This is a genomic window from Mesorhizobium montanum (genome assembly GCF_033977145.1).
In the GTDB taxonomy this organism is placed as follows: Bacteria; Pseudomonadota; Alphaproteobacteria; order Rhizobiales; family Rhizobiaceae; genus Mesorhizobium; species Mesorhizobium montanum.
Genome location: NZ_JAVIJF010000035.1, coordinates 22,648 through 46,066 on the forward strand (window position 1 = coordinate 22,648; position 23,419 = coordinate 46,066).

Genomic DNA, 23,419 nt, shown 5'->3' on the forward strand with positions numbered 1-23,419 from the left:
CATGCACACGATTTCCGATGGTTCGCAACTTCACCAATGCCCCGCGCGGCCACGAAGTGGCTCGCCATACTCTTCAAGGAGACTAGTAATCATGGAAAACGACTCACTTAGCCTTACGGAAATCATCCTTCGCGTGAACGCGAAGGCTGCCGATTACTGCGCCCTAAGCGACCGCATTTGGACAATGCCGGAATTGGCCTTCGAGGAGCATCGCTCTGCGGCTGAGCACATCGCCATGCTCGAGCGCGAAGGCTTCCGCATCACGAGGAATGTTGGTGGCATCTCTACCGCCTTCGTGGCGGAATATGGGGAGGGCCGTCCTGTCATCGGCATTCTCGGCGAATATGATGCGCTACCAGAACTGGCTCAAGTGTCAGGCGCGACTCAGCATAAGCCATTAACCAAGGGTGGTCACGGCCACGGCTGCGGGCACAATCTTCTCGGTGCCGGCTCGGCGCTGGCGGCGGTGGCGTTAAAAGATGCGCTAGCAGCGGGAGGCATCGAAGCGAAAGTGCGCTATTATGGATGCCCGGCAGAGGAAGCCGGAGGGGGCAAGGCATACATGGCTCGAGCGGGCGCCTTCGACGATCTCGATGCTGCTTTTAGCTGGCACCCAGGTGCGCTAAATGAGGTGATGACCAAGTCCACGAATGCTGCAGTTAGCGCTCGTTTCAGCTTTACGGGTCGTGCGGCGCACGCGGCGGTGGATCCTCATTTGGGACGTAGTGCGCTCGATGCGGTGGAACTGATGAATGTAGGAGTTAACTACCTCCGAGAGCACATACCCTCCAACGCACGCGTCCACTATGCCATTATCAACACCGGCGGTGAGGCGCCCAACACGGTGCAGGCATATGCTGAATCCAGCTACTCTGTTCGTTCTCCGACCTTGGCAGATGCTGAGGGAGTACTCGCCCGCGTGAAGAAGATTGCAGATGGCGCTGCTCTGATGACAGAAACATCTGTCAAGATGGAGAGGATCGGCGGCAGCGCGAACATTATTCCAAACGAAGCACTGTACGACGTCATGTTTGAGAACATAAGCCGTATCGGCCCACCGGCCTTCGACATTGTTGACCTGGAGTTTGCCAAGGAGCTTCGCAGCAAGGCATTGACGGATGACGATGTGATGGCCAGCGTCGCGGCTAAAGATATTTCACTTAAGGACAAGATACTCCATGATAGCCTGCTCCCTTTGGGAAGTGACCAAGCGGACATGGGCACGACAGATGTTGGCGACGTCAGCTGGATCGTGCCAACCGCACAGTGCTACACAGCTTGCTTCGCAATCGGTACGCCGTGGCACACTTGGCAGCTTGTCACGCAGGGCAACTTGCCTGCAGCTCATAAGGGTATGGTTTTGGCCGCAAAGGCTATGGCCGCTACTGCGGCCGATTGCATACGCAATCCGGACATTATTGCTCGTGCTAAGGTGGAGTTGAAGCAACGTACTGGGGGTCATCCATATCGCTGCCCAATCCCCTCAGAGGTCGTGCCCAGTGATTTGCGTGCGAAGACGTCATAGCGTCATGTCTCCTCTCTCACGCGACGGTAAAATGTCGCGCCATCTGCCTTCGGTGCTGAGAAGAACGAAACACCCAGCATTCTGCGAAGATGGCGACTTTAAGTAAACAAAGGACAAGGGTCGATGACAGAAGTTCAAAAGTTCGACGCCATTGGCTCAATAGCGACAAATGTTGCAGACGGCTTCACAATGGCAGCCGTGGGTGACCTCATGATGAGGCGACCCGTAACTAAGAACCAGCGAAACGGCATTGGCGATATCGTGGAGGTGCTCCGGGGCGCCGATGCTACATTCGGAAATTTGGAAACAAATATCTTCGACACGCGCTCGTTCAATGGAAGCCCGCAGGCCGAGCACGGTGGGGGATACCACGTCGGACCGCCAGAACTCGGTCTCGATCTGAAAACCATGGGATTTAATATTCTGTCTCTGGCAAACAATCATACATTTGATTGGGGTGCGGAGGGTATGCGCGAAACCGGTCGAGTGCTCGATCGGAACGGGATAATCTATGCGGGTGCGGGTGAGAGTTTAGCACAAGCCGGGGCCGCTCGGTATCTCGAGACCGCCCGTGGTCGCGTGGCGCTGGTGTCGTTCGCGGCCACGTTTACGCCTATGTCCCGCGCGTGCGATCCTGCCGGCGAAGCGCTCGGCAGGCCAGGACTCGCGACCCTTCGTCTGAGGAACAGCCTCGTGGTCCCCCCTGAAATGTTCGAAAGCTTGAGGCGCATACACGATTCGCTGCCTCGCGCAGTTGCCGGTCGCGAGATTGGAGACCGTTGTGTGCTCGCCAGTGCCGAATTCAAGATTGGCGATAAAGTCGGATATAGCTTCGAAGCCGACCAACGCGATACCAGTGACATTCTACGCAACGTTCGCCAAGGCAAGCAGTTTGCCGACTTCTTAATCGTCACGAACCACGGTCATGAGCCGGGCGAATGGAGCCAAGAGCCACCTGACTACGAACAATCGCTAGCCCATAGGTTGATCGATGCCGGGGCCGACGCGTATGTTGGGCATGGACCTCATCAATTGCGAGGCATAGAGATATACAGGGGTCGACCTATTTTTTATAGCTTAGGCAACTTTATCTTCGACAATCTACAGATGGTTGAGGGAGCCGATTTTTTCCATGAGTATGGCAAAGACCCTCGGGTCGACACCGTAGCGGACGTACTAGCCTATGCGATGAAGGAACAAGGTATTCAGAACTCTGAGTGTTACGAGAGTATTGTCACAGTTAGCCGGTTTGAGCAAAATCAGCTTGCTGAGTTGAGGCTCTTTCCGGTCGAACTCGGATACTCGGAAAGGTTGGCTAATCGTGGGGTGCCAGGACTCCCGTCCCGGTCAAAAGCGGAAGCCATTCTGGAACGGCTGCAAAGGCTATCGAAGCCATTCGGGACCCATATTAACGTCGAAAATGGCGTTGGGATCATCAGGTTAAGCCCAAGTCCGCCATGACGGCGGAGCAGAACAGGTATCGCGGAAAGTGTCGAGTTGGACTTGCTACCGCACCGGTAATCAAAACATTGCAACAGATCCTGCCTGCGTAGTGCGACGCCAGACGCAGTTCGCGACCGTCTTGGGCGGAAGGAAGGTCATCGGCAAACGACCATGCTTGAAATCGGAATACCTAGCTGGTCTCAGAATGAAATATGCGTTCGTCATTAGCGTGATACGCAGCCGAATTTACAAAATGTTACGTTTCTGGACCGCTGACAGTGATACCATCACCGCAGAGCCTGAGATCAGAGGCGGATTAAAAGCTGGCGACTGTTGACGCTCAGACTGTTATACAGCACAGCGCGGAGGGTGAATGTCGGTGCCAAGAAGAGCGCTTATCCTGGTTGAAGGCCACAGGAGCATTGGTTGTCTATATGTGAATGCGGCTAAACGCATTGGTCTATGGCCAATTACCCTGTCGGCGGATCCAACTCAGTATGACTATCTTGCGGCGAAAGGCATTGAAGCAATCCGTGTCGATACAACCAATCTTGACGCGCTGATCCGGGAATGTGATCGACTGCGTGAGACCTATGAAATCGCAGGCATTACTGGCTTTTCAGGTCTCGACGAGTTGGTCCCGGCGATAGTCGGTAAGCTCTGCCGACATTTTGATCTACCAGGACCGGATCCCGCATCGATTGAACGTTGCCAGGACAAATTCACGCAACGTCAGATTCTCGCGCAGGCGGGCGTTCCAGTACCTGCTTATCGCTTGGCAGCGAATGCTACCGACGTGACAAGCTCTGCCGCGGAGATCGGTCTGCCGGTTATTGTTAAGCCAGCCGTGGGCTCCGGCAGCAGCGGTGTCCGACTGTGCCGCAGCGCCGATGAGTTGGCTGAACATACGTCCTATCTGTTGGGCGAGAAGAAAACATGGCGATCTTCACCGAGGATATTGGTTGAAGAATTTGCACAAGGCTTCCACTACAGCACAGAGATAATGGGAAACGAGGCATTTGGAATTGCCGCTGTTGAGTTCGGCATTCCGCCGCATTTCGTCAGTCTTGAATATACCTTTCCTGCTGCACTGACTGGTGATGAGCATAGGCGAATCACGGATGTTTCGCTGAGCTGTTTGAGAGCTCTCGGTCTGGGCTGGGGGCCAACGAACATTGATGTGCGATGGACCAAGCATGGCCCAGTCGTCATTGAAGTCAATCCACGTCTAGCAGGTGGGACCAGTCCTCAGCTGGTTCAAGCGGCCTGCGGCGTCGATCTCATTACCGAGCACATCAAGCTTGTCATCGGCGGCGATTGGGATTTACGCAAAAAGCATTCGCGGATCGCGACCGCGCGGATCCTAGTACCTGATCGCGATGGCACCCTCGATTCGATTGATGGAGAACGTCAGGCGGCCGCAGTGCCCGGGGTCGCCGAGGTCAAATTATACGTTGTTCCCAAGACGCCAATCATCAGGAAAGGTGATTTCCGAGACGCTATTGGATATGTCATTGCTGCTTCACCCGACCTCATGCAGACCCAGTCCGTGATTCGACGTGCTGTCGACTTGATTGACTGGTCGATCACACCGTTTCCTACTATTAGTCAATAAGAGCAGTCCGAGCCTCTCGCGTCGCCGCACTTGCAAAAGAGGAAGTGATTGTCGTCGGAGACAACTGTGAGTTTGGTGTAAAGATAGAGGGCTGAGTAGCCATCACTTCGGTGGGATGTAGCCGGGCCCAATGTCCGCTAGCACTACTTTGGCATTTTTAGTGACGAGCGCGTTTTTGCGATTCCCAAGAGGTGGTTTGCGTGATTCATGGGAGGTCGGCTCATGGAGGGCCGATCAATGGATGTGGACTGGCAAGCCGATCTCGAGCACTGGCTTCAACCATTTTTGGCAGGTCTTTCGCATCCAGCTCGGCGCCGGATGTGTCCGCTGTACATTGCTGGTCTGATCGGGCCGGGCGACCGTAAGAGCGTACAACCGATGGCCGCGCGAGCGGGCGATGTCGGCTACGATCAGCTTCATCATTTTTTCGCGGCAGGGGTTTGGGACAGCGCTCCGCTCGAGGCCGACCTGCTGAAGGAGGCAGATCGCCTGGTCGGCGATGAGGCGGGTTTTCTCGTCATTGACGACACAGCGTTACCGAAGAAGGGACAACATTCGGTTGGTGTCGCGCCTCAATACGCTTCGTCGCTTGGCAAGACGTCCAATTGCCAGTCACTGGTGTCGGTGACCCTGGCCTCGCGCGAGGTGCCGGTGATGGTGGGCCTTCGGCTCTTCCTGCCCGACACCTGGACGAATGATCCCGAGCGGATGATGCGGGCGCGAGTCCCGAAGGATCGACAGGTCGCTCTGACAAAGCCGGAGATCGCCATCGAAGAGATCGATCGTGTCATCGCCTCCTATCGCGACGCCAAAACGTCTATCCGGCCGATGTTGATCTGATCTTCCCGGTCGCGACCACCGGCAGGCGCCGCCAATATCACATCCCGGACCAGCCGCCGGTCTCTGCCGAGGTGATGCTGTCTGGTGAGAGATGGCACAAGATAAGCTGGCGGCGCGGCACTAAAGGTCGGCTGACATGCTTGTTTGGTAAGCGGTGCACCAAGGCACCTTGCAATAGGCCGATGAACATGGAGCTTTCGCGCCATGACATTGGAACATGCAGACGGCGATGTGGTCGCCGAGGACAGCGGCGCCGCGGCGGCCGAAGATCGTGCAACGATGCCCGGCCGCGCGCGGCAACGGAGGCTGTGGAGTTGCGCGGAGAAGCGCGCGTTGGTCGACCTTGCGAAGGCGGCGGGGTCGTCGGTGACCGAGGTCGCTCAAGCGTTCGGCGTAGCTCCTTCGCAGCTCTATGCGTGGCGCAAGCAGATGGCCGGCGGCGAGCTCGATGCCGATCAGGCGATGGCGACCTTCGCACGGATCGAGGTCAACGATCTGCCCGAGGTCGACCGCCCCGTCTCCGATTGCCCGGATCCCGCCGGCAGGATCGTCGTTGCCTTTGCGAGCGGCGCGCGGTTGCGGATCGACGGAACCGTCGATCCGACAGCGCTGCGCATCGTCCTGGCGGAGTTGACCAGGTGATCACGGTGGTGCCGACCGACCAGATTTACCTGTGCTGCGGCGCGACCGATATGCGCCGCGGGATCAATAGCCTCGCGCGGATGGTGCAGCAGGTGCTCGCGCTCAATCCGCACACTGGCGCGATCTTCTGCTTCCGGGGACGCAAGGGTCATATCATCAAGATTTTGGCGCATGACGACCAGGGGTTCTGCATGTTCACAAAGCGACTGACCGATGGCTGTTTTGCCTGGCCAGCCACAAAGGATCAGGTCGCCGTTTCGCTCACCAAGGCGCAGCTTTCGCTGCTTCTGGAGGGGATCGACTGGCGCCGGCCGAGCAAGACTTATCGGCCGCGTCTGGCTGGCTAATTTTGCTCGTTTGTTATTGATTTTGTGTCGATTTTGCTTCCGTAACGGAGGTCTTTCGGGTATGTAATTTGGGTGTCGGAACAAGCTCCCTCAACCGCTGATTTCCTCGCCCGGATCGCGCTTCTGGAGGCGGCCGTTGCTGCCCGTGACATCACCATCGCCGAACGCGATGAGCAGCTGCGCAGAGAGCGCGCCGAGGCCGCACTTCGCATTCAGCGCCTGCAGCTGCGGATCGATCGCTTCAACCGCAAGGCCTTCGGCCGCTCGTCCGAGAAGCTGGGCCAAATGCTGCTCGAGCTCGAAGATCTCGAGACCGATTTCGCCGCCAGCGTGCCCGATACCCAGCTGCCCATCGTCGCTGACACCGACAAGGTCCGGGTGCTGCCGGTGCGCAAGCTCAACCCCAACCTGCCGCGCAAGCGGATCGTTCGCGAGCCGTCTTGCGCATGCTGCCCGGGCTGCGGCGGCGACCTGCGCGCCATGGGCGAAGATAGCGACGAAATGCTCGACCTGGTCGCCCAGGCCTGGCAGGTGATCGAGACCGTTCGACCCAAATACAGCTGCCGGGCCTGCGATAAAATCATTCAGGCCCCGGCACCCGCCAAGGCCATTGCACGCGGCAAGCTCAGCTATGCCGCGCTCGCCCATATCATGATGGCGAAGTGGGGTTATCATTTGCCCTACTACCGTCAGATTCAGATGATGGCCGCCAAGGGCGTCGATATCGAGCGATCCACCCTGGCGCGCAGCGCCGGCTATGCCGCCGCCTTACTCGATCCGATCTACAATCGCATCCGTGAGATCGGCCGTACCCGCACCAAGCTCCACACCGATGACACGCGGCTTCCGATCCTGGCGCCCGGCACCGGCACCACGCACAAGGGCGCGCTCTGGGTTTACGTCGCCGACGACCGCAATTCGGGTTCGCAGGAGCCGCCGATCGCCTGGTATCGCGCCACCATGGGCCGCGCCGGCGAGAGCGTGATGAGCGAGCTCGCCGGATTTGCCGGCACACTCCAGGCCGACGGATTCAGTGGCTACAACCCGATCTACAAAGGCGGCGCCATTCGGGAAGCTGCCTGCCTGGCCCATCTGCGTCGCAAGATATTCGACGTTCACGACAGCCAGCCGAGCGCGCTCAGCACGACGGCGATGGCCGGTATCCAGGCGATCTACCGGATCGAGGAAGAGATACGCGGGCTCCCGCCCGCCGAGCGATTGGCCGCTCGACGAAGACGAACCCGACCCCTGGTCCGGGCGCTGCGACGACAGCTCATGCGCCAGGCCAACGGTTTGTCGCGCCACGCCGATATCGCCAAGGCCTTCGCCTATGGCACCAAGCGATGGCGCGCGATCAATCGCTTCCTCTACGATGGCCAGCTCGAGCCCGACAACCTGATTGCGGAGCGCGCGATTCGTGGTTTTACCGTCGGCAGGCGCAATTGGCTTTTCTCGGGCAGCTTCGCCGCGGCCGAGCGGTCAGCGGTCGTGCTCAGCATCATCGAGACCTGCAAGCTCTGCGGCGTCGATGCCGAAGCCTACATGGCCGACGTCATCGAGCGCATCCAGAACGACTGGCCAGCCTCGCGCTGGGACGAGCTGATGCCCTGGAACTGGGTGCGCCGCCAAGAGATGCCGCTCCCCTTGGCGGCATGAGCGCGCTCGATGACATGGCGCTGTCGGACGAGGCGCTCGAGGCCTGGATGGCCGCCAAGACCAACCCCCGTCCGCTGGTGCGCACCATGTCGGCGCTGGATGGCTTCGTAACGGCATCGGTCACCGGGCCGCGGTTCGCGGACCCGCAAGACTGGATGTGCCCGCTCATGGGATTGCCGCGCGACGTCCTGGCCAAAGGCTCTGCAACCGATCACGCCGTATTTGCCAGCCTCGCCAGGATCCACAACCGGATCAACGAGACGCTGTTCGACAGACCGCAGGATTATGCGCCCCGCTTCACCACCAAGCCCAGTGGCGGCATCGACCCACGGCCGTGGTGCCAGGGGTTCTACGCCGCCATCAATCTCAACATCAAACGCTGGAAACGGCTCCTCGACCTCAAGAACCCCAACCACGGTCTGCTGCTGCCGATCCTGATCTACTGCGTCGACAAAAAAGGGCGGCCCGTCCTCGGCAAGCCCAGGCCGGGACCCGAGACCGCGCACTTCATCGAGCACGAGGCCTACAAGGACATCGCCCTCGTCATCCCCGCTCTTCGGGAACTCCACTACGTCACCCGCTATGACAGCCCGTAGCGATCACCGCCGGCGCACCAACCAACGAGCGACCTAATCAACCATCAAGACGATTCAGGAAAGGCGCCTTGGTGCAACGCTTACCTTGTTTGCGGCTCGACGTGTCCGCGTTGCGGATGGTCATAAGCACCGGATGCTCGACAATCGCATGCAATGCATGCCAGGCGAGGAGGTCTGGCTCGTCGGCGAACGCCGGTCGACTGGCGAGCAAAAATACTATGTGTCGAACCTGCCGGTCGATACGAGCCTCAAGATGCTCGCCGCCACGATCAAAGCCAGATGGATCTGCGAGCAGCCGCATCAGCAGCTCAAGGAGGAACTCGGCCTCGACCACTTCGAAGGCAGATCCTGGACCGGGTTACACCGACATGCCCTGATGACGATGATCGCTTACGCCTTCCTCCAATCCCGCCGCCTCAAAGCAGTGGGACGGAAAAAAAAGAATCGGGGGACCACCGCCGCAACCGAGCATGCCGGCTGTTAGACAAGCCATCCTCGACCTCTTCGCACGACCGCCACCCAGGCGATGCCCCCACTGTGAGAAACTCCTCGCTGACGCAGCCAAACATAATCTGCCAAAGTAGTGCTAGTGGATGGAATCTAACACTTGGTGCCCACGCTTGACGGCGGCGATGATTTTGTCGGGGTCGGCGGTCCAGGAGAAGGGTTTGGGTTGTCGATTGTGCTCGGCGAGGAAGCGGTTGATGGTTGATAGCCGCCTGCAGGTCGACGACAGAATGAAAGGACGCCTCGCTTGAGGCGTCGCTTCGACAGCTTGGCAAAGAAGCCCTCGACGGCGTTGAGCCAGGAGCAAGACGTGGGGTTACGTGGAAGGTGAAGCGCTGATGGCGGTTGAGCCAGGCACGCACCTCAGGGTGCTTATGGGCGGCGTAGTTGTCGAGGATGACGTTAACGGCCTTGTCGGCCGGCACCTCGGCATCGACCGGGTCGGCGATCAATCCCTTCCGGTGAAGTCGATCCGTTACGTCGCAGTCAAAAGCCCTTCCAGGCGCACCGTTCATTGTGCAGGGTCAGCCAAAGCAGTGCCAGGACCGCGTCATCGATCTTGTCGGTATCGATATCCATCGCTGCAGCTTAACACAGACAGCACCGCCGCGGCCCAGACCGGATGGATACCTCCCATTCAGCCGCTGCAACACTGCAACAAGGCCGGCTGTGTTGTTATGTATTGCAGCTATCCTCGCCGAGATCACCTCTTAGTAGAGCCGCTTACGTTGGTGCTGGGATCAGAGGGGTTCACAGAGTCTTCCTGCTCGACAATGCTCGAAAATGGTGTAATCGACCAATTGATTAAGTCGACAGCACGCTGCAGTAAGAACTTAGTTTGAGAGAAGCTGGGTGAAACGGCGATGACGCGTGCTATGCAGTCTAGGCAGTTCCCTTTCCGAACTATCGGCATCTTCGGTTCAACAAACAACTTGACCTCGGTGACACCTGGGGACGCAGCCGCCAGATTGAGGCCATTGATCCAGTCGAGGGTACCATCGCGATAAGGAACCAGGAATCGCACGGCCGCAGCTTTGGATTGGGTTCTGGCCAAACTCGATTTGGCACCCAAAAGCAGTTTGATGTGCTCAGTGACGAGATCGACGCCGTAAGCCAGCTGAAGCAGTTCAGGACCAGGCGAGCCCGTAAGACGCGGATTGATTTCAATGACGACTGGGCCACGCTTGGTCCATCGGAGTTCAACGTTCGTTGGACCCCAGCCAAGGCCGAGAGCCTGCAGACAGCTCAGCGAAACATCCGTGATTCGCCTATGCTCATCATCAGTCAGCACGGCCGGACAGGTGGCCTCACGATAGACAAAATGGGGAGGGCGGCAGAACTCAAGGACGCTAATCCCAATGACCTCGCCTCCCATCAAGTCGATGCAAAAATGCCGGCCTTGTGCGAATTCTTCGACCAATATCCTCGGTGTCGACCGCCATAAGTGCTTCCCGCCCAACAGATAGGTTGTATGTTCGGCCAACTCATCTAGACTGCGGCACAAGCGAACCCCCGTGCTGCCGCTGCCTACAGCTGGCTTAACAACTACTGGTAGGCCGATTGCCGCGGCAGAGCTTGCCACGTCCGTCGCATTTGTCGCTACGCGATAAGCAGGTACTGGAACGCCGGCCTCCGCGAGCAGCTGACGTTGGATACATTTATTACAACATCGTTCAACCGACTCTGGGTTCGGCCCGGGTAGATCGAAGTATCGGCTGATCTTGCCGGCTGTTGCATAGAAAAGCTCTACGGCGGATGTTATGCCAGCAATGGCATAAGCCGCTTTTAGGCGGGAGCATTCGCGGATCAGAGCATCGAGATTTTCTGTGTCGACACGGACTGCCTCAATGCCTTTCGCCGCAAGAAAATCGTACCCGTCGGGATCAGACAAAAGTATAATTGGTTGAAGGTCAAGTCGCTTGGCCGCCCGGACGTATTGGACGTGTAGGGGCATATTACTTCCACCTTCAATCAGTATAAGCGCTCTTTTGCGCATCAGCGACCTCTTTCCTGCTGTTCAAGCGATCCAACGGTAGGTTCTTGCGGCAGGACTTGACTTCCAGTCCTTGCGGCAGGGCCTGACTCCAGTCCTTGCGGTTAAGGTATCAGTGTCAGCGATCTGCAGTTGCAAAGATTGCGTGATTTTATTTGAAGGCTTTATTGCAACCGCGTTCGCTTGCGGATGCGTTGGTAACGCCTCTAGACGAGTTTCGAGAGAACACGACATTAAAGGGATGCCGTATACGGCGGTAGTGAAGCACCTGCCATGGTCGGATGCGCAATTTTCGGTTCCGCGTCGGCAAGCAGCCAACGTCGCGCTCGATCGATGCGGCTACCGCATGGGCGCGAGCCTGACAGTGCTTCGATACTCTGCAAGACAGGACGCCGTTGTGTGGTCATGGTGTGCCATGTCGACGTTTCCGCGGCACAGGATAAGCAATTCGCGGAGACATCGCGGGATTAGGCGTAGGTTACCGGGGTCGACCAAGTGGGATCGGCGTGCTTCTTCCAATAGAGTTCCATCAATCGACGGGTGAGGGCCCCGACTTTTCCGTCCCCGACTTCGACGTCATCGATCCTCGTCACCGGCATGATGCCGCCCGCAGTGGAGGTGATGAACACCTCGTCCGCAGCCTTGAGTTCGTTGGGGGCGATGTCGCCGACCGCAGCAGACAGGAAGAGCTCGTCGCAAAGATCGAGAACCGTCTGTCGGGTGATGCCAAGCAGGACGCCCTGGGCAGGCGTCCGCAATTGGCCTTCCTTCACAGTAAAAACATTGAATCCAGGACCTTCGGCGATGTTGCCACTGATATCGACCACCAGAGCCGTCTCTGCACCATTATCATACGCATCGAATAACCCCTTCACGAGATCGAGCCAGTGATAATTCTTGACGGATGGATCGACCGATTGCGGTGGGATGCGCACGGTGTCGCTAACCACAATGTGCAGGCCGCGCTCAAGCTGTTCCTTGCTGGCGACCGACCCGAACGGTACCGCGAAGGCTACGAATCGGTTTTCCGCCTCGCGCGGATCGCGGCTGAAGGTCGGCGACACACCCCGAGTGCAGATCATTTCTACGTAGGCAGACTTATGACGTGACAGAGATACGCAGTTGGCGAGGATAATCTCGATTTCCGCCCGACTATAAGGAAGCGTCATGCGTAGTCGTTCCATACCACGGAAAAACCGATTTAGGTGTAGGTCAAGCCTAAAGAATCGGCCATCCCACACGTGCACCGTGTCGTAAGTTGCGTCGGAGTGCAGAAAACCCCAGTCCAGGACGGAGATTTTGGCTTCCGACATAGGTAGATACTGCCCGTCCATAAAAGCCACGCCATCTGGGTAACACCGATGATCCCGATGGCGCTGCTCGACGGTAGGTAGAGCCGATAGAGGCCCGGCAACGGCAAGTGTCATTCCTCATCCTCCATGCCTGCAGAACCGCGCGCCCGCACACCGGGTCAGCTCAGTGTGTCACATGCCTTAACAGCCTTGGCAGTGCGCCAGTTCGACTATTGATGCGGCCCCGCGGCAAATCCGCTTGATCGCATGGACTTAATTGCAGATTTGGTCGCGCGGAATGCGATCAAAGTCGCGAGTCGGGCGCAACACGAACTTCAAAAACTGACAGGAAGTGATGGAAACCGTTCAGCCGAATGAAGGCCTAGACCAACGCCCTGGGCTCGAACTTCACACGGTCCAAAGTGATCATACTTTTAAATTTGCGTATGTTTGGGTTCGTATAGAGCTTTGTCTTAACGAAGACGTCGAAAGCTTCCACGTCCTCAACGGCCAGTATGAGCACGAAATCGGCATCGCCCGTTACCATATAGCACTGCGTCACCTCCCGTGCCGCACGCATGGCTCGCTTGAAGTCATCGACTAGATCCAGTCGCTCGCGGTCGAGTTCCACTGTTACGACGACGGTGAGAGATTTGCCGAGCGCCTTCGGATCCACGAGGGAAATGTCAGCTATAATAACGCCGTCGGCGCGCAGCCTGTTAATGCGCCGCATGCACGAGGCTGCCGACGAACCGACACGGTCCGCGATCTCAGCAAATGACAGGCGGTTATTTTTCTGGAGCGCTGCGAGGATCCGTCGATCGAGATCGTCCATGATGTGCCTATTTCTTGCGTTGACGCGATCCCAATCGCGTAGCCATTGAGGTTATCGCATCAATGCGCCGATAACGGAATCGCAGCGTAGGTCAATTCGATCTCCACCATTTTATTTCCTGCCGGACGCTGGCATCCCCATTTCACAACCGGTAGAGTTTTTTGAGATTTGACCATGGACGCGATTTTTGGCAGCCGTCTTAACCCAGTTGCACATGATGGCAACGCTCCGAACCGATGCCGTGATTGTTACCGGAAAGGCGCTGGCGCATGAGATGGCCATTTATGCCCGGTCGATCACCGGGACCATGTGCACATGCCGATGTCGTTCCCGGCGAGGCTGTCAGCATCGCGCGCGATGCAGCGGCGGAAGGTCGCACTTCGCACAGCCTGAGCGAGTTCGCGATGCTGCGCAAGTGCTATTGGGAGCCAGCACCGTTGTGGGCGTGCCGCCAGCGGGTGGAGCATTCACATGGCCCGGGCCGAACATGGATATGTCTCCTGTCTTTGCTTCTGGTGCAGTGTGACAGAATAATCGACTTCAATGAGAACGAGATCATCCCGTCGCGGGTAGGGGCGGCGCGTAGATAGCATCCCGGTCCGGGCGTAGCGGTTTCGCCCGTAACAAGGTGACCGGCCCCGCCGATGTTCGTCAAAAAGACGCACAATCAAGCGGGGCGGCAGGGTGTGGAGCTGACGATCGGGTACTAAAGCAGGCTTGCTGACTGGCCAAACCGATTTGCCTTGAGCATTGCGCCTGCCGGAAGACACTCGGCTCCTAGCGCAGATAAGAACTGTGCAACAAACCTCATAGGTAAAATTACAGAATCTTCATACCGCGGATCACTCCACAATGTTACGGTCAGCCAGTATCCAGCAGAAAACGCTAATCTGATCTCGGGTCCAGTCGTAAGACGAGCCACTGGTCATTCAAGTCTCACTGAGGTGTTATGCCTGTCCAACCTGCAGACTATTCCATCGGGTCTTTAGAAAATAGGTCTAGCCTTACAGTGAAAGAGATTGCACATGCGGCTGCTAATCAACCTTGGAAGCCGTTTCTATGTCAACAGACGTTCGATGGCGAAGATGCGGCCGAAGTCGTTATCGAAAATAGGCGGTCTGCTGGTCATTCGAGCAACGGTGACGGTCGTTCTTGCGGCACATTCGGCGAGTTGCTGCAAGGCCAGTTGTCAAATGGTTCCGCGTCCTGCGGCGCCCATTTTCTGGTTACGATGCCCATCGCGCTCTTTGCGCGGGCCTATTTCATGCCAATTGCCGGCACACGATGTGTAACCGTTTACCCACCACATAAGGTCAAAGCACAGCGACTGGCTGAGGATCTCGTGCTTGCGCTTGGCGTATCGGGAGGAAACCTCGTTTTGGAATCTGAGCTCCCAGAAGGAAAAGGTCTGGCGAGTTCGTCTGCAGATCTCGTGGCGACCGCGCGGTCAATCGCCTCCTCATTCAAGCGAAGGGTTCGGACGTCGCTGATCGAGAAGCTGATGGCGAAGATCGAGCCATCCGATGGGGTCATGTATCCTGGCGTGGTCGCATATCAACAGCGATCCTGTAGACTTCTCTCCTTCCTCGGGCAGATGCCGCCCCTTGCCATCGTCGGTATCGATGAAGGAGGCATCCTCGAAACCGTCGCCTATGACCGGCAACGAGGTGAAATCTCCACTCGTCAAAGAGCGCAATATCAGGAATTGCTCGACCGCGCGCGAACGGCGATCCCGCAGGGCGACACGGCGTCGATAGGCAAAATCGCTACAGCCAGCGCCCTGCTGCATCAGGAGCGGGTTCCCAAAGAGTATCTAAATTCGATGCTGAAAGTGTCTGAGGAGGTCGGTGCGCTAGGCGTCATAGTCGCGCACAGCGGTACCGTGATCGGAATCTTGCTTGATCGAACGGCATGCGACTTCCCGCGGAAGCTACAGTCTGTGGTCGATCAGATAGCCCGGTTCAACAACTCGCCAAGAATATATCTGACAATGCATTAAGTACAATGAGCTATCCTTATGAATTACAAGCGCAAAAACCTTCCATTCCCCGATTATTCTGCTGCCTATGCACTACCACATATAATAATGTGCGGTACGAATCTATATCTTGCGCAATTCGCATTCATGAAGCTGCTTCCCGCTAAGTACATTATCGAACAAGCACTGAATCGGGGGACGTTGAAGCATGACGCAACTGTTTTGGAGACCTCGAGTGGCACCTTCGCGCTGGGTTTAGCCGTAGTTTGCCGCGAGCACGGATTTCGGCTCGAGGTTTTCACCGACCCCGTGATGGATAAGGCTCTCGAAAACAGATTGAGGTCCCTGGGCGCGGAAGTGGTCATAGTAACGGAGAAGGCGGAGCAGGGCGGATATCAAAGGAGCCGCCTCGACGCATTGTACGCCAGGATGGGGCAGCTGGGCCCCTCATGTTTCTGGCCTCAACAATACGAAACTGAAGACAATCCCGCTGCCTATAAGTCATTCGCCGATCAAATCGCTGGGATGCTTGGCGCCAACGTGACCTTGGTGGGTTCCGTCGGATCAGGCGGGTCAACTTGCGGAACAATAGAGCGCCTTCGTCAAGAATCGCCCCGCGCTCGCCTGATTGGGGTGGACACCTTCAATAGCGTCATCTTCGGTCAGCCGGATGGCGACCGGAAACTGCGCGGGTTGGGAAACAGCCTCGTGCCCAAGAATGTAAAGCATGAACTGTATGACGAGGTTCATTTTACATCGGCTTCGCTGGCATTTGCCGCAACACGTGAGCTCCACGAACGGCACGCCATTTTTGCCGGTCCGACATCCGGAGCGAGCTACATTGTGGGGCGCTGGCGCGCTCGATACTATCCAGACGAAACCGTGGTCGTCATATGCCCTGATGAAGGTCATCGCTACGTAGAAGCCGTCTACGATCACGAGTGGCTCCAGCAAAACGGGTACGTGTATGAAGGTGTCCTTCTGGACGCTCCAGCCACCGAAGAGCATCCTTCAGCCGCCCGCCCACCATGGAACCGGTATCATTGGGGGCGGAAAAGCCGGGAAGCTGTCTTGAGCGCGTTGGAGCAGTAAGATGACCGGCGGCAGCTTCCTTTTCGTTGAAAGCAACACGACCGGCACTGGCGAGCTACTGATAAAGCGGGCCAAGGCCCTAGGGTTCGAGCCCTATCTCGCGACACGCAATCGCGCGCGCTACCCCTTCCTTGAGAAGAGCGATGTGCAAGTGATCGAAGCTGAAACACGTGATCCAAAGGAAATCATCGAGATCGGCACCAAACTGACCGAACTGGCAGCAATATTTTCGTCGTCTGACTATTTCGTGGAATCGGCATCCAAGGTCGCCAGAGCGATCGGGCTCCCATCGGCAAACCCGGAAGCCATAGCGAGGTGCCGGAACAAATGGAAGCAAGTGACCGAGTTGGAGCGAAAATCAGTCTCTGTGCCTGAAACTCGTCTGGTCACGTCCGTCAAGGAGGTGAAGAAGGCGCTTGCCAAATCTGTCTTCCCGGTCGTCATCAAGCCGGTCTCCGGGAGCGGCAGTAGCGGAGTCCGTCTCTGCGAAGATACCGCAGCGGCCGTCCAGGCGTTTGAGGACGCGAAGGAGGTGCTGCTCGATCAAGTGGATTTGGGCAGTCCCGAGATACTCATCCAGCAATATATAGAAGGTCAGGAATACTCTGCAGAAATCGTCGTGTGTGACGGAACGCCGTATTGCCTCGGGATTGTCGCGAAGCACAAGGGACCGCCTCCCTGCTTCGTTGAAATCGGTCACGACTTGCCGGCTCCACTTCCAGAGCCGTCACTCGAGGAACTGGGATCTTTCTCGGCCGGCGCAGTATCGGCTTTAGGCTTGGACTTCGGACCGGCCCATGTGGAATTCGTCACCACCGAGTCTGGCCCTGTCATAATCGAGGTCAATCCCAGGCTGGCAGGGGGAATGATTCCGGTCATGCTCTCGCAGTCCTTGGGTACCTCGGTCCTTGATCTGGTGATAAGGCTCTATGCTGATGCCGGGTTTGCTCCGCCAGGGCCGAGAAAGAAGGCAGGAGCCATCCGTTTTCGACTTGCTGATAAGTCCGGAAAGCTCAAGCGGTTGAGCTTTTCTCGCAGTAAAGAGCCGGCGGTGGTCGAAGCGGGTCTGCTGAAATCTGAGGGAGAGGAAATACGCATCAAGGGCGACTTCAGAGACCGCGTGGCCTATGCGGTGGCCGTCGCTGATGAACCCGAAACCGCTACCGCGGCGGCTGAGCGAATGATCGATTCAATTGCCATTGAGATCGAGGCGGCCCCCGATGAGTCGGACAACACGCGCGGCGGCGAGCCAGGGGACGGCGGCTGGACCCTGCATCCTGAGGCGATGAAGCTGCTCGCGCCTCCCATCGAAATCTCGCGCGACGGTCGCCTCCTGCAGTTCCAAGCGACCGTGGATGAAGCACACCTGGTGATGCTCGCTGACCAGGGCTTGGTCAGCCGAGCTGTTGCCGCAGACCTGCTCACGCATATCTTGGATTTCCAGGGCGAGGAGTTCCAATCTCTGGATGGGCGTGATGCTCCACGTGGACTCTATTTGGCTTATGAGGCCGAGCTTGCCGCCAGAGCAGGCGCAGAGAGGGCCGGCTGGCTCCACCTGGCCCGGTCCCGTAACGACTTGAACGCCACCATTTCTCTCCTGTCTCTTCGGGAAGCCGTGTGTTCCGTTTCCCTGGAGATAGGAGTTGCAGAAGATGCCCTGCTTCAGCGCGCGGAAGAGGCATCGAGCCTTTTGGCTCCGCTTTATAGCCAATATCAAATTGCGCTTCCAGGGTCTCCGGGACACTACCTGCTCGGGGTCTTCTTCGCTCTCGGGCGCGAGCGCGAACGACTTCATCGTCTGCTTAAAGACATCAGGGCTTGTCCCATGGGAGCCGGTGCCGGTGGCGGAACCAGCATGCCTATAGATTGCTCACAGACGGCGAGCCTCCTGGGATTTGAACTGCCGTCCTTCAACTCTCTCGATGCAGTCGCAAGCCGCGACCTCTACCTTGATGGGCTTTCGATTTTTACCAGTGTCTCGATTTTGCTCAGTCGTGTAGCCCAGGATTTGCAGGTTTGGACGACGCGCGAGTTCGCTCTCATCGAGGTTCCTCGCAATCTTGCCGGGGGTTCTTCCATGCTGCCTCAAAAAAAGAACCCATATCTTCTCGAACACATCAAGGGCTCGGCAAGCACCGTCATGGGCGCATACGTGTCCGCGGCAACGGCATCCTGCAAATCGCCGTTCAGCAACTCGATTGAGTCGAGCAACTATGGCTGCTCACCCCTGCGACTTGCGGAAGAAGCTCTCATGCGGGCCGTAACGCTCACATCGCTCATCGTGAAGTTCATTTCATTCAACGCGACATCGATGCGGAAAAATCTGGAAGATGGGTTGGCCATGACGACCGTCGCCGCGGAACGAATGGCCTCGCGAGGCACCCCATTTCGGGAGGTTCATACACAAATCGGCGCGATCGCGGCGCGTGTGTCCCAGGAGAGCTGCGCTGCCAAACGCCGAAACCAGCTAGCCAGCGAATTGGGTGACGTACTGCCCGCGAGCCCCGAGGAGGGCAGGGACGCCTTACGGTTTGGCGGAGGTCCTGGCCAAACATCGACCGATGCTCAGCTTTCCATAGCAAAGACACAGTTTCGAGAAACCGAGCGTAAGCTCGCGGAAATACGCGAACGGTGGGCATGGGCCGAGATGCACCGCAAACGAAGGGTGAAAGAACTGATCAACGCCCACTAAGCCGCCACCGCGGTGGAGAAATTGATTATGTAGCTGCACATTGGCGCTTCGGATCCTGTGGCATGGCAGTTGGCCTAGAGGATTGCGGTCTTTGCGTGGACGCGGAAAGGTCGTGAGCGTTAAAATGCGCACCAGCGGCCCAGGCGACACGGCTTTTCCACTCCGGTGAAGCCTTTCACCTGAGGTCCGGGCCTTCGAGATCGCGTCGTCCATATCCTCGGTCGCCTCGTATAACTTTGCACACTGCCATAGCCGAGGAAGTTTCCCATCTTTTCCCGCGTCTGGTTACCCATCGGATTCGCCCGCTTCGTCTCCATCAGCCGCTCGGCGGGCGAAGCCGACGATCTGGTCAAGGCGATGGGCATGAGCGGCATCTGCGAGAGCCAAGTATCTCGGCTCTGCGAGCAGATTGACGGCAAGGTAAAGGCTCTTCTAGAGGCGCCCCATTGAGGGTGTCCGTCATCGGTGTTGCCGCCGGAAAGGGATTGGTTCCCAGAACTTGACCCTACCGGAAAGCGCCGATGACAGCGCGCTGCCCAGTTACGCCACCTCTTTAGACATCATCTCCTGGAGCCATGCACGCAGTCTTGACCCTGTCGGACAGACTTTGGCTAGGAGCGCCTCCCGCTTTTTTGCGGCCGCCCTTGATAGCGTAGCTCGCCGCCTCCACAGGCCGATTCATGCTAATATCCGTCTGCAGACGGTGACCGAGGTCGACGATTTCAAACCGCAGGGCCTTCTGAAACCCACGTTGCAGCAGCCGACGTAATATGGAGCAAATCTCCCTCGCGAATCTACCATCTTTCTAATGTTCGCGCGACGACGGCTTCTTCGAACCTCGGTCGGCCGGATGAGGATGCGACGTTCGTTCGCATGAGTGAAAACCAAACAGCGAAAGGAAGACTTCTATGGCTGGAAAGCCTGAAAATCCTGGCCGGCCCGATCATCCGTCCGGTCCTCCAGACCATCTGCCAAATCCTCCGGATCACGCGCCGGGTCGGCCGGGACACACTCCTGGGCCGAAAGACCCTCCGCACGTTCCGCCGAGGCCGGTTGGCGCTGCATGATTCCCTATGTCGATCTGAAATCCCCGGAAGTGCCGAAATGGGAAGAAAACCCAGTCAATCGCAATCGTATGCGGGCCGAATTGGATCATCTTTCCCATTTCGCCGGGAGCACACTTCTCGTCGATGAAATAGCGTTGGCGGACGGTGTCCTCCACGTTGAGTTTCGATGGCCTCTGCCGGACGGGCGCCTGATCGATCTTGAAGCCATATATCCCGACTCGTTCCCGCGGCTCCGCCCCCATGTGATGCTCCGGTGCGATCCGGAGCAATATCCATCGCGTCACTGCGCCCCAGACGGCAGTCTATGTCTGCTCGGCCGGGACAGCGGCTTGTGGCAGAGCAGGATGACGTTGGCAGACATCCTTTATTCCAATCTGGCCAAAGCGCTCGACGCTTCGAAGGATGAGGACCCGCAGGGTGAGCCGGCGGAGGTCTGGTGGAATGAAACCGCCGATCGCAGCAGCGGCAACTATGTGCTGGTCGACAGTTCCTGGAATCTTTCGGGGTTCGACCAAGGTAAAGTTGAGATCGAATTCGTGGTGGACTGGGGGAAAGACCGTCCAGCGATCCAGGCCGCCGTCTCGAAGGTGTGGAGCGATACCGGAGAACTGCTTGCCGATCGCAGCTTTCCTCTCCCAATCACTCTTGGGCGAAGACGGGATACGGCGGTATTTCCATGGAAGCGGGACGATCATCTTCCCATGCCGGTGCACCAGGAGCTGCCGAGCCTGTTAAAGCGACTCGGTCACGGCTCGCGCTATGCGAAAACCTCTGGTGGCGATATTCGGATCTCCGCCACGCTCAAGAGATCGGAATTGCAATTCCAGACATACGGTGACGCGTGGGTTTTCGTTTTGCACTACAGCAAGAACATTCCTCGCATCACCAGGAACGGTGCGCAGAAGACCAAAGAGGTTGGGTTCGTTGTCCCTACCTACAGGGCCGGGATCGGGGACATTGGCAGCCGAGTACCCTCCGTCGGAGCGCTGCGTGACAAGACGATAGCCATCGTGGGACTGGGAGCCCTGGGCTCGCCGCTGGCTGCCGAGTTGGCCAAGAACGGCTGTCGAAAATTGATCGTGTTGGATTGTGACTATGTCGAGCCGGGGAACTCCATCCGCTGGGCTGCAGGTGCTTCAGCTTGGGGCAGGCAAAAAACAGAGTTCATCAAGGAACATACCGAGCTTGAATACCCCTGGACCACGGTGGAACCGATATCTCACAGGATCGGCAGCGCCTCGTCAGGGACGGATGGCGCGGGAGATCACCAACTGCTTATCGGCTTGATGGACGAAGCCGATCTGGTGATCGATGCTGCTGCCTCGACCGGAGTTTCCTTTTTCCTGGCCGATTGCTGCCGCGCGCTCCATGTTCCAATGATCTGCGTCTATGCCTCGACGACGCTGAAAGGAGGGATTGTTGCCTTCCATCACCCGGAATCCGGCTGCCCGGTCTGCAAAGAGATTGCCTACGCCGCCGGCACGATTGATAGACCTCCCGGCATGGGCGACTCTCAGGGGCTGATCCAGCCGCCGGGCTGCTCCGAGCCAACCTTCACAGGTGCGTCGTTTGATCTCCAGGAACTGACGCTCGAAGCCGTTCGGATGGCTGTCGACGTGCTTTCCCGTCCGCAGGACTTCGAGGTGTCGCTCGTCCATACCCTCGCTCTGCACGATGGTTTGAAGCGAATACCGCCAGCTTGGAACGTGGACGAATTGCAGCCCAGTCCGGCGTGCGGATGCCTCACGTAGTCTGGCTTCCTCGCTCCGTGGTCGACGTCATGAAGTCTGATGCCGACCACTGGTATGACAAGGAAACGGGTGGAACCTTCATGGGCTACTGGGCCGAAACCCGTGTAGCCGTGATCACGAGAATGATCCCGGCCGGCCCCAACGCGAAGCGCACTCGCTGCAGCTTTCTCCCCGATCAAGACTGGCAACAGGCCGAGATCGCTAAGCACTATCATCGATCAGGTCGGCTCGACACCTACCTCGGCGACTGGCATACGCACCCGGACACATTTTCCACCAGATTGAGCGGAACAGATCGAGCCTGTCTCAGGAATGTCATCGGAACGCCGTCTGCGCGGGCTTCTACCCCGATTATGATGCTGATGTGCGGCAAATCAGCCAGATGGATGCTACACGCCTGGGTTTGCGGAATGGGGCCACGTTTCTACTTGTTCGAAGGCCTATGCGAGTGGAAGGCCGAAGTCGCGGTATATGGCTAAAACGACAATTAGCGCGGCAACAGAGTGCGAGCTCCAACGATTGTCATCTCCCCCGGTGCTGGGGCTGCCGGGGCCGATGCCGCCCATGTCTGAGCCGATCGAGTTCTTGACGGATGACGCCATAGCAGTACCCCTTCTCGCCACCTTTCGACGCACGATGCTCCGCATCGATCGATCCGGTCAGGCTGGCCGCGACTAGCCCGTCCTTAACGAGTTCGGGCAAGGTCTTCTTCATTTGGCCCCTCCATCGGAGCGCCTTATCCGACATGTTGCAATTTACAAGGACCCTCTCTTGCGGTCTGCAGGGCGGAGAACTTGCGACAACGGCATTAACTTTCGTGTCAGCCGGTTAACGTGCCGAACGGTGATTTAACCGGCACTTATCCCAATATTACTATTTCCCTTGCGGCGATATGATACTGATCTGCCGATCGACGCCAATCTGCTGACCAACGCTGGGCTGCTGACCCATAGGCAGAGTTGCAGCTCCAGACCGGCGCCTTTGAACAGCCGCGTCCACTGAATACATCCAGCGCAAATGGCCTCGCAGGAGAGACGATGGAACGCGCACATGTGATCGCGGCCCCTCAAGCCGAAAAGTTGCCACTCAGAATGTCCGATCGGCTTTCCTCGGCTCCGTCAACGCGTGTCCCGAAGGCGACAAGGGAGGCGGCGGCCCTTGAGTTCGGCCGATTTGTCGATCAGACGGATGGGATTGTTCAATCCGAGCAACTGTTCAGCCTGCTGGCTGACTTTGCCTTGAATTTCGATTGGCACTGGATCTCTTACGGCACTCTTTCATACGAGCAAGAATCGGCAATGCCGGCCGGCCAGAGTCCGCTGGCCATGATGAATTTCCCCGATAGATGTCGGAAGCGCTATTGCGTATTTCAGGCGATCGTGAGCACGGATTTCACGAGATCATGAGCAACGATTTCAGACGATCGTGAGCACCTTTTCGGAGGTGCGGGACGCTTCGGCCGACAACTCAGCTACAGGGTGCCTCGTTCAAACGAGGAAGCCTGATGCCAACCCAGAGATTGTCGATGCGCCGGATCAGAGAAGTTTT

17 protein-coding genes and 5 pseudogenes are annotated in these 23,419 nt (G+C 57.6%); 16 read left to right on the forward strand and 6 right to left on the reverse strand.

Annotated elements, in window-relative coordinates; translation table 11 throughout:
- The first annotated feature begins 91 nt into the window (after window positions 1-91).
- The 9 genes and pseudogenes from RFM68_RS31835 to RFM68_RS31875 form a co-directional block, all read left to right on the forward strand.
- Window positions 92-1,525 carry an amidohydrolase gene (locus tag RFM68_RS31835; protein WP_320236921.1) on the forward strand — a complete coding sequence of 478 codons (1,434 nt, stop codon included), beginning with the start codon at window positions 92-94 and terminating at the stop codon, window positions 1,523-1,525.
- A 123-nt stretch (window positions 1,526-1,648) separates the two neighbouring features.
- Window positions 1,649-2,986 (forward strand): CapA family protein, encoded by a 1,338-nt coding sequence (locus tag RFM68_RS31840; RefSeq protein WP_320236922.1) that lies wholly within the window; start codon window positions 1,649-1,651, stop codon window positions 2,984-2,986.
- Between the two features lie 361 nt (window positions 2,987-3,347).
- Complete coding sequence (locus RFM68_RS31845; RefSeq protein WP_320236937.1) at window positions 3,348-4,583, forward strand: ATP-grasp domain-containing protein; 1,236 nt, start codon at window positions 3,348-3,350, stop codon at window positions 4,581-4,583.
- Between the two features lie 200 nt (window positions 4,584-4,783).
- Window positions 4,784-5,569: pseudogene (locus RFM68_RS31850) on the forward strand (IS701 family transposase); the annotation flags it as partial.
- 58 nt (window positions 5,570-5,627) lie between these two features.
- Complete coding sequence (tnpA, locus tag RFM68_RS31855; RefSeq protein WP_320236923.1) at window positions 5,628-6,065, forward strand: IS66-like element accessory protein TnpA; 438 nt, start codon at window positions 5,628-5,630, stop codon at window positions 6,063-6,065.
- A complete protein-coding gene (tnpB, locus tag RFM68_RS31860) occupies window positions 6,062-6,412 on the forward strand; it encodes an IS66 family insertion sequence element accessory protein TnpB (RefSeq protein WP_292458353.1) in 351 nt (116 codons plus the stop codon). Before tnpA ends, tnpB begins: the two co-directional genes overlap by 4 nt.
- Before the next feature lie 72 nt (window positions 6,413-6,484).
- Window positions 6,485-8,068 carry an IS66 family transposase gene (tnpC, locus tag RFM68_RS31865; protein WP_320236924.1) on the forward strand — a complete coding sequence of 528 codons (1,584 nt, stop codon included), beginning with the start codon at window positions 6,485-6,487 and terminating at the stop codon, window positions 8,066-8,068.
- Complete coding sequence (locus RFM68_RS31870) at window positions 8,065-8,664, forward strand: UPF0149 family protein (RefSeq protein ID WP_320236925.1); 600 nt, start codon at window positions 8,065-8,067, stop codon at window positions 8,662-8,664. Before tnpC ends, RFM68_RS31870 begins: the two co-directional genes overlap by 4 nt.
- A gap of 88 nt (window positions 8,665-8,752) precedes the next feature.
- A pseudogene (locus tag RFM68_RS31875) lies at window positions 8,753-9,148 on the forward strand (transposase); the annotation flags it as partial.
- Window positions 9,149-9,250: 102 nt separating this feature from the next.
- Here RFM68_RS31875 and RFM68_RS31880 read toward each other — a convergent pair.
- The 5 genes and pseudogenes from RFM68_RS31880 to RFM68_RS31895 form a co-directional block, all read right to left on the reverse strand.
- Window positions 9,251-9,608: pseudogene (locus RFM68_RS31880) on the reverse strand (transposase); the annotation flags it as partial.
- Window positions 9,603-9,750, reverse strand: a pseudogene (locus tag RFM68_RS33725) (DUF6429 family protein); the annotation flags it as partial. The pseudogenes RFM68_RS33725 and RFM68_RS31880, both read right to left, overlap by 6 nt.
- 124 nt (window positions 9,751-9,874) lie before the next feature.
- Window positions 9,875-11,167: an ATP-grasp domain-containing protein gene (locus tag RFM68_RS31885; protein ID WP_320236926.1), complete on the reverse strand. Its 1,293-nt coding sequence runs from the start codon at window positions 11,165-11,167 to the stop codon at window positions 9,875-9,877.
- 464 nt (window positions 11,168-11,631) lie between these two features.
- Entirely contained in the window at window positions 11,632-12,591 is a 960-nt protein-coding gene (locus tag RFM68_RS31890) for an aminotransferase class IV (RefSeq protein ID WP_320236927.1), read from the reverse strand.
- 247 nt (window positions 12,592-12,838) lie between these two features.
- Complete coding sequence (locus RFM68_RS31895; RefSeq protein WP_320236928.1) at window positions 12,839-13,291, reverse strand: Lrp/AsnC family transcriptional regulator; 453 nt, start codon at window positions 13,289-13,291, stop codon at window positions 12,839-12,841.
- Between the two features lie 1,009 nt (window positions 13,292-14,300).
- On the opposite strand from RFM68_RS31895, the gene RFM68_RS31900 reads away from it, so the two are divergent.
- The 6 genes and pseudogenes from RFM68_RS31900 (at window position 14,301) to RFM68_RS31920 (ending at window position 22,350) form a co-directional block, all read left to right on the forward strand.
- Entirely contained in the window at window positions 14,301-15,290 is a 990-nt protein-coding gene (locus tag RFM68_RS31900; RefSeq protein ID WP_320236929.1) for a GHMP family kinase ATP-binding protein, read from the forward strand.
- Window positions 15,291-15,308: 18 nt separating this feature from the next.
- The gene (locus tag RFM68_RS31905; RefSeq protein ID WP_320236930.1) at window positions 15,309-16,361 is read left to right on the forward strand and encodes a cysteine synthase family protein; all 1,053 of its coding nucleotides are present in this window, start codon (window positions 15,309-15,311) and stop codon (window positions 16,359-16,361) included.
- A 1-nt stretch (window position 16,362) separates the two neighbouring features.
- Window positions 16,363-19,053, forward strand: a complete 2,691-nt coding sequence (locus tag RFM68_RS31910; RefSeq protein WP_320236931.1) for a lyase family protein — start codon at window positions 16,363-16,365, stop codon at window positions 19,051-19,053.
- 324 nt (window positions 19,054-19,377) lie between these two features.
- Window positions 19,378-19,497: pseudogene (locus RFM68_RS33730) on the forward strand (IS256 family transposase); the annotation flags it as partial.
- Window positions 19,498-20,116: 619 nt separating this feature from the next.
- Complete coding sequence (locus RFM68_RS31915; RefSeq protein WP_320236932.1) at window positions 20,117-21,871, forward strand: ThiF family adenylyltransferase; 1,755 nt, start codon at window positions 20,117-20,119, stop codon at window positions 21,869-21,871.
- On the forward strand, window positions 21,859-22,350 hold the full coding sequence (locus RFM68_RS31920; protein WP_320236933.1) for a Mov34/MPN/PAD-1 family protein: 492 nt from the start codon (window positions 21,859-21,861) through the stop codon (window positions 22,348-22,350). Before RFM68_RS31915 ends, RFM68_RS31920 begins: the two co-directional genes overlap by 13 nt.
- A gap of 43 nt (window positions 22,351-22,393) precedes the next feature.
- Here RFM68_RS31920 and RFM68_RS31925 read toward each other — a convergent pair whose 3' ends face one another.
- Window positions 22,394-22,585 (reverse strand): hypothetical protein, encoded by a 192-nt coding sequence (locus tag RFM68_RS31925; RefSeq protein WP_320236934.1) that lies wholly within the window; start codon window positions 22,583-22,585, stop codon window positions 22,394-22,396.
- Window positions 22,586-22,908: 323 nt separating this feature from the next.
- On the opposite strand from RFM68_RS31925, the gene RFM68_RS31930 reads away from it, so the two are divergent.
- Window positions 22,909-23,277, forward strand: coding sequence for a hypothetical protein (locus RFM68_RS31930; protein WP_320236935.1), 369 nt, complete (start codon window positions 22,909-22,911; stop codon window positions 23,275-23,277).
- Window positions 23,278-23,419 lie beyond the last annotated feature (142 nt).

Coding starts and splice junctions, on each gene's coding strand:
- RFM68_RS31920 (WP_320236933.1), top strand. CDS start 21,859: ATGCCTCACGTAGTCTGGCTTCCTCGCTCCGTGGTCGACGTCATGAAG.
- tnpA (WP_320236923.1), top strand. CDS start 5,628: ATGACATTGGAACATGCAGACGGCGATGTGGTCGCCGAGGACAGCGGC.
- RFM68_RS31895 (WP_320236928.1), bottom strand. CDS start 13,291: ATGGACGATCTCGATCGACGGATCCTCGCAGCGCTCCAGAAAAATAAC.
- RFM68_RS31910 (WP_320236931.1), top strand. CDS start 16,363: ATGACCGGCGGCAGCTTCCTTTTCGTTGAAAGCAACACGACCGGCACT.
- RFM68_RS31905 (WP_320236930.1), top strand. CDS start 15,309: ATGAATTACAAGCGCAAAAACCTTCCATTCCCCGATTATTCTGCTGCC.
- RFM68_RS31925 (WP_320236934.1), bottom strand. CDS start 22,585: ATGAAGAAGACCTTGCCCGAACTCGTTAAGGACGGGCTAGTCGCGGCC.
- RFM68_RS31890 (WP_320236927.1), bottom strand. CDS start 12,591: ATGACACTTGCCGTTGCCGGGCCTCTATCGGCTCTACCTACCGTCGAG.
- RFM68_RS31835 (WP_320236921.1), top strand. CDS start 92: ATGGAAAACGACTCACTTAGCCTTACGGAAATCATCCTTCGCGTGAAC.
- RFM68_RS31915 (WP_320236932.1), top strand. CDS start 20,117: ATGATTCCCTATGTCGATCTGAAATCCCCGGAAGTGCCGAAATGGGAA.
- RFM68_RS31885 (WP_320236926.1), bottom strand. CDS start 11,167: ATGCGCAAAAGAGCGCTTATACTGATTGAAGGTGGAAGTAATATGCCC.
- RFM68_RS31930 (WP_320236935.1), top strand. CDS start 22,909: ATGGAACGCGCACATGTGATCGCGGCCCCTCAAGCCGAAAAGTTGCCA.
- RFM68_RS31870 (WP_320236925.1), top strand. CDS start 8,065: ATGAGCGCGCTCGATGACATGGCGCTGTCGGACGAGGCGCTCGAGGCC.
- RFM68_RS31840 (WP_320236922.1), top strand. CDS start 1,649: ATGACAGAAGTTCAAAAGTTCGACGCCATTGGCTCAATAGCGACAAAT.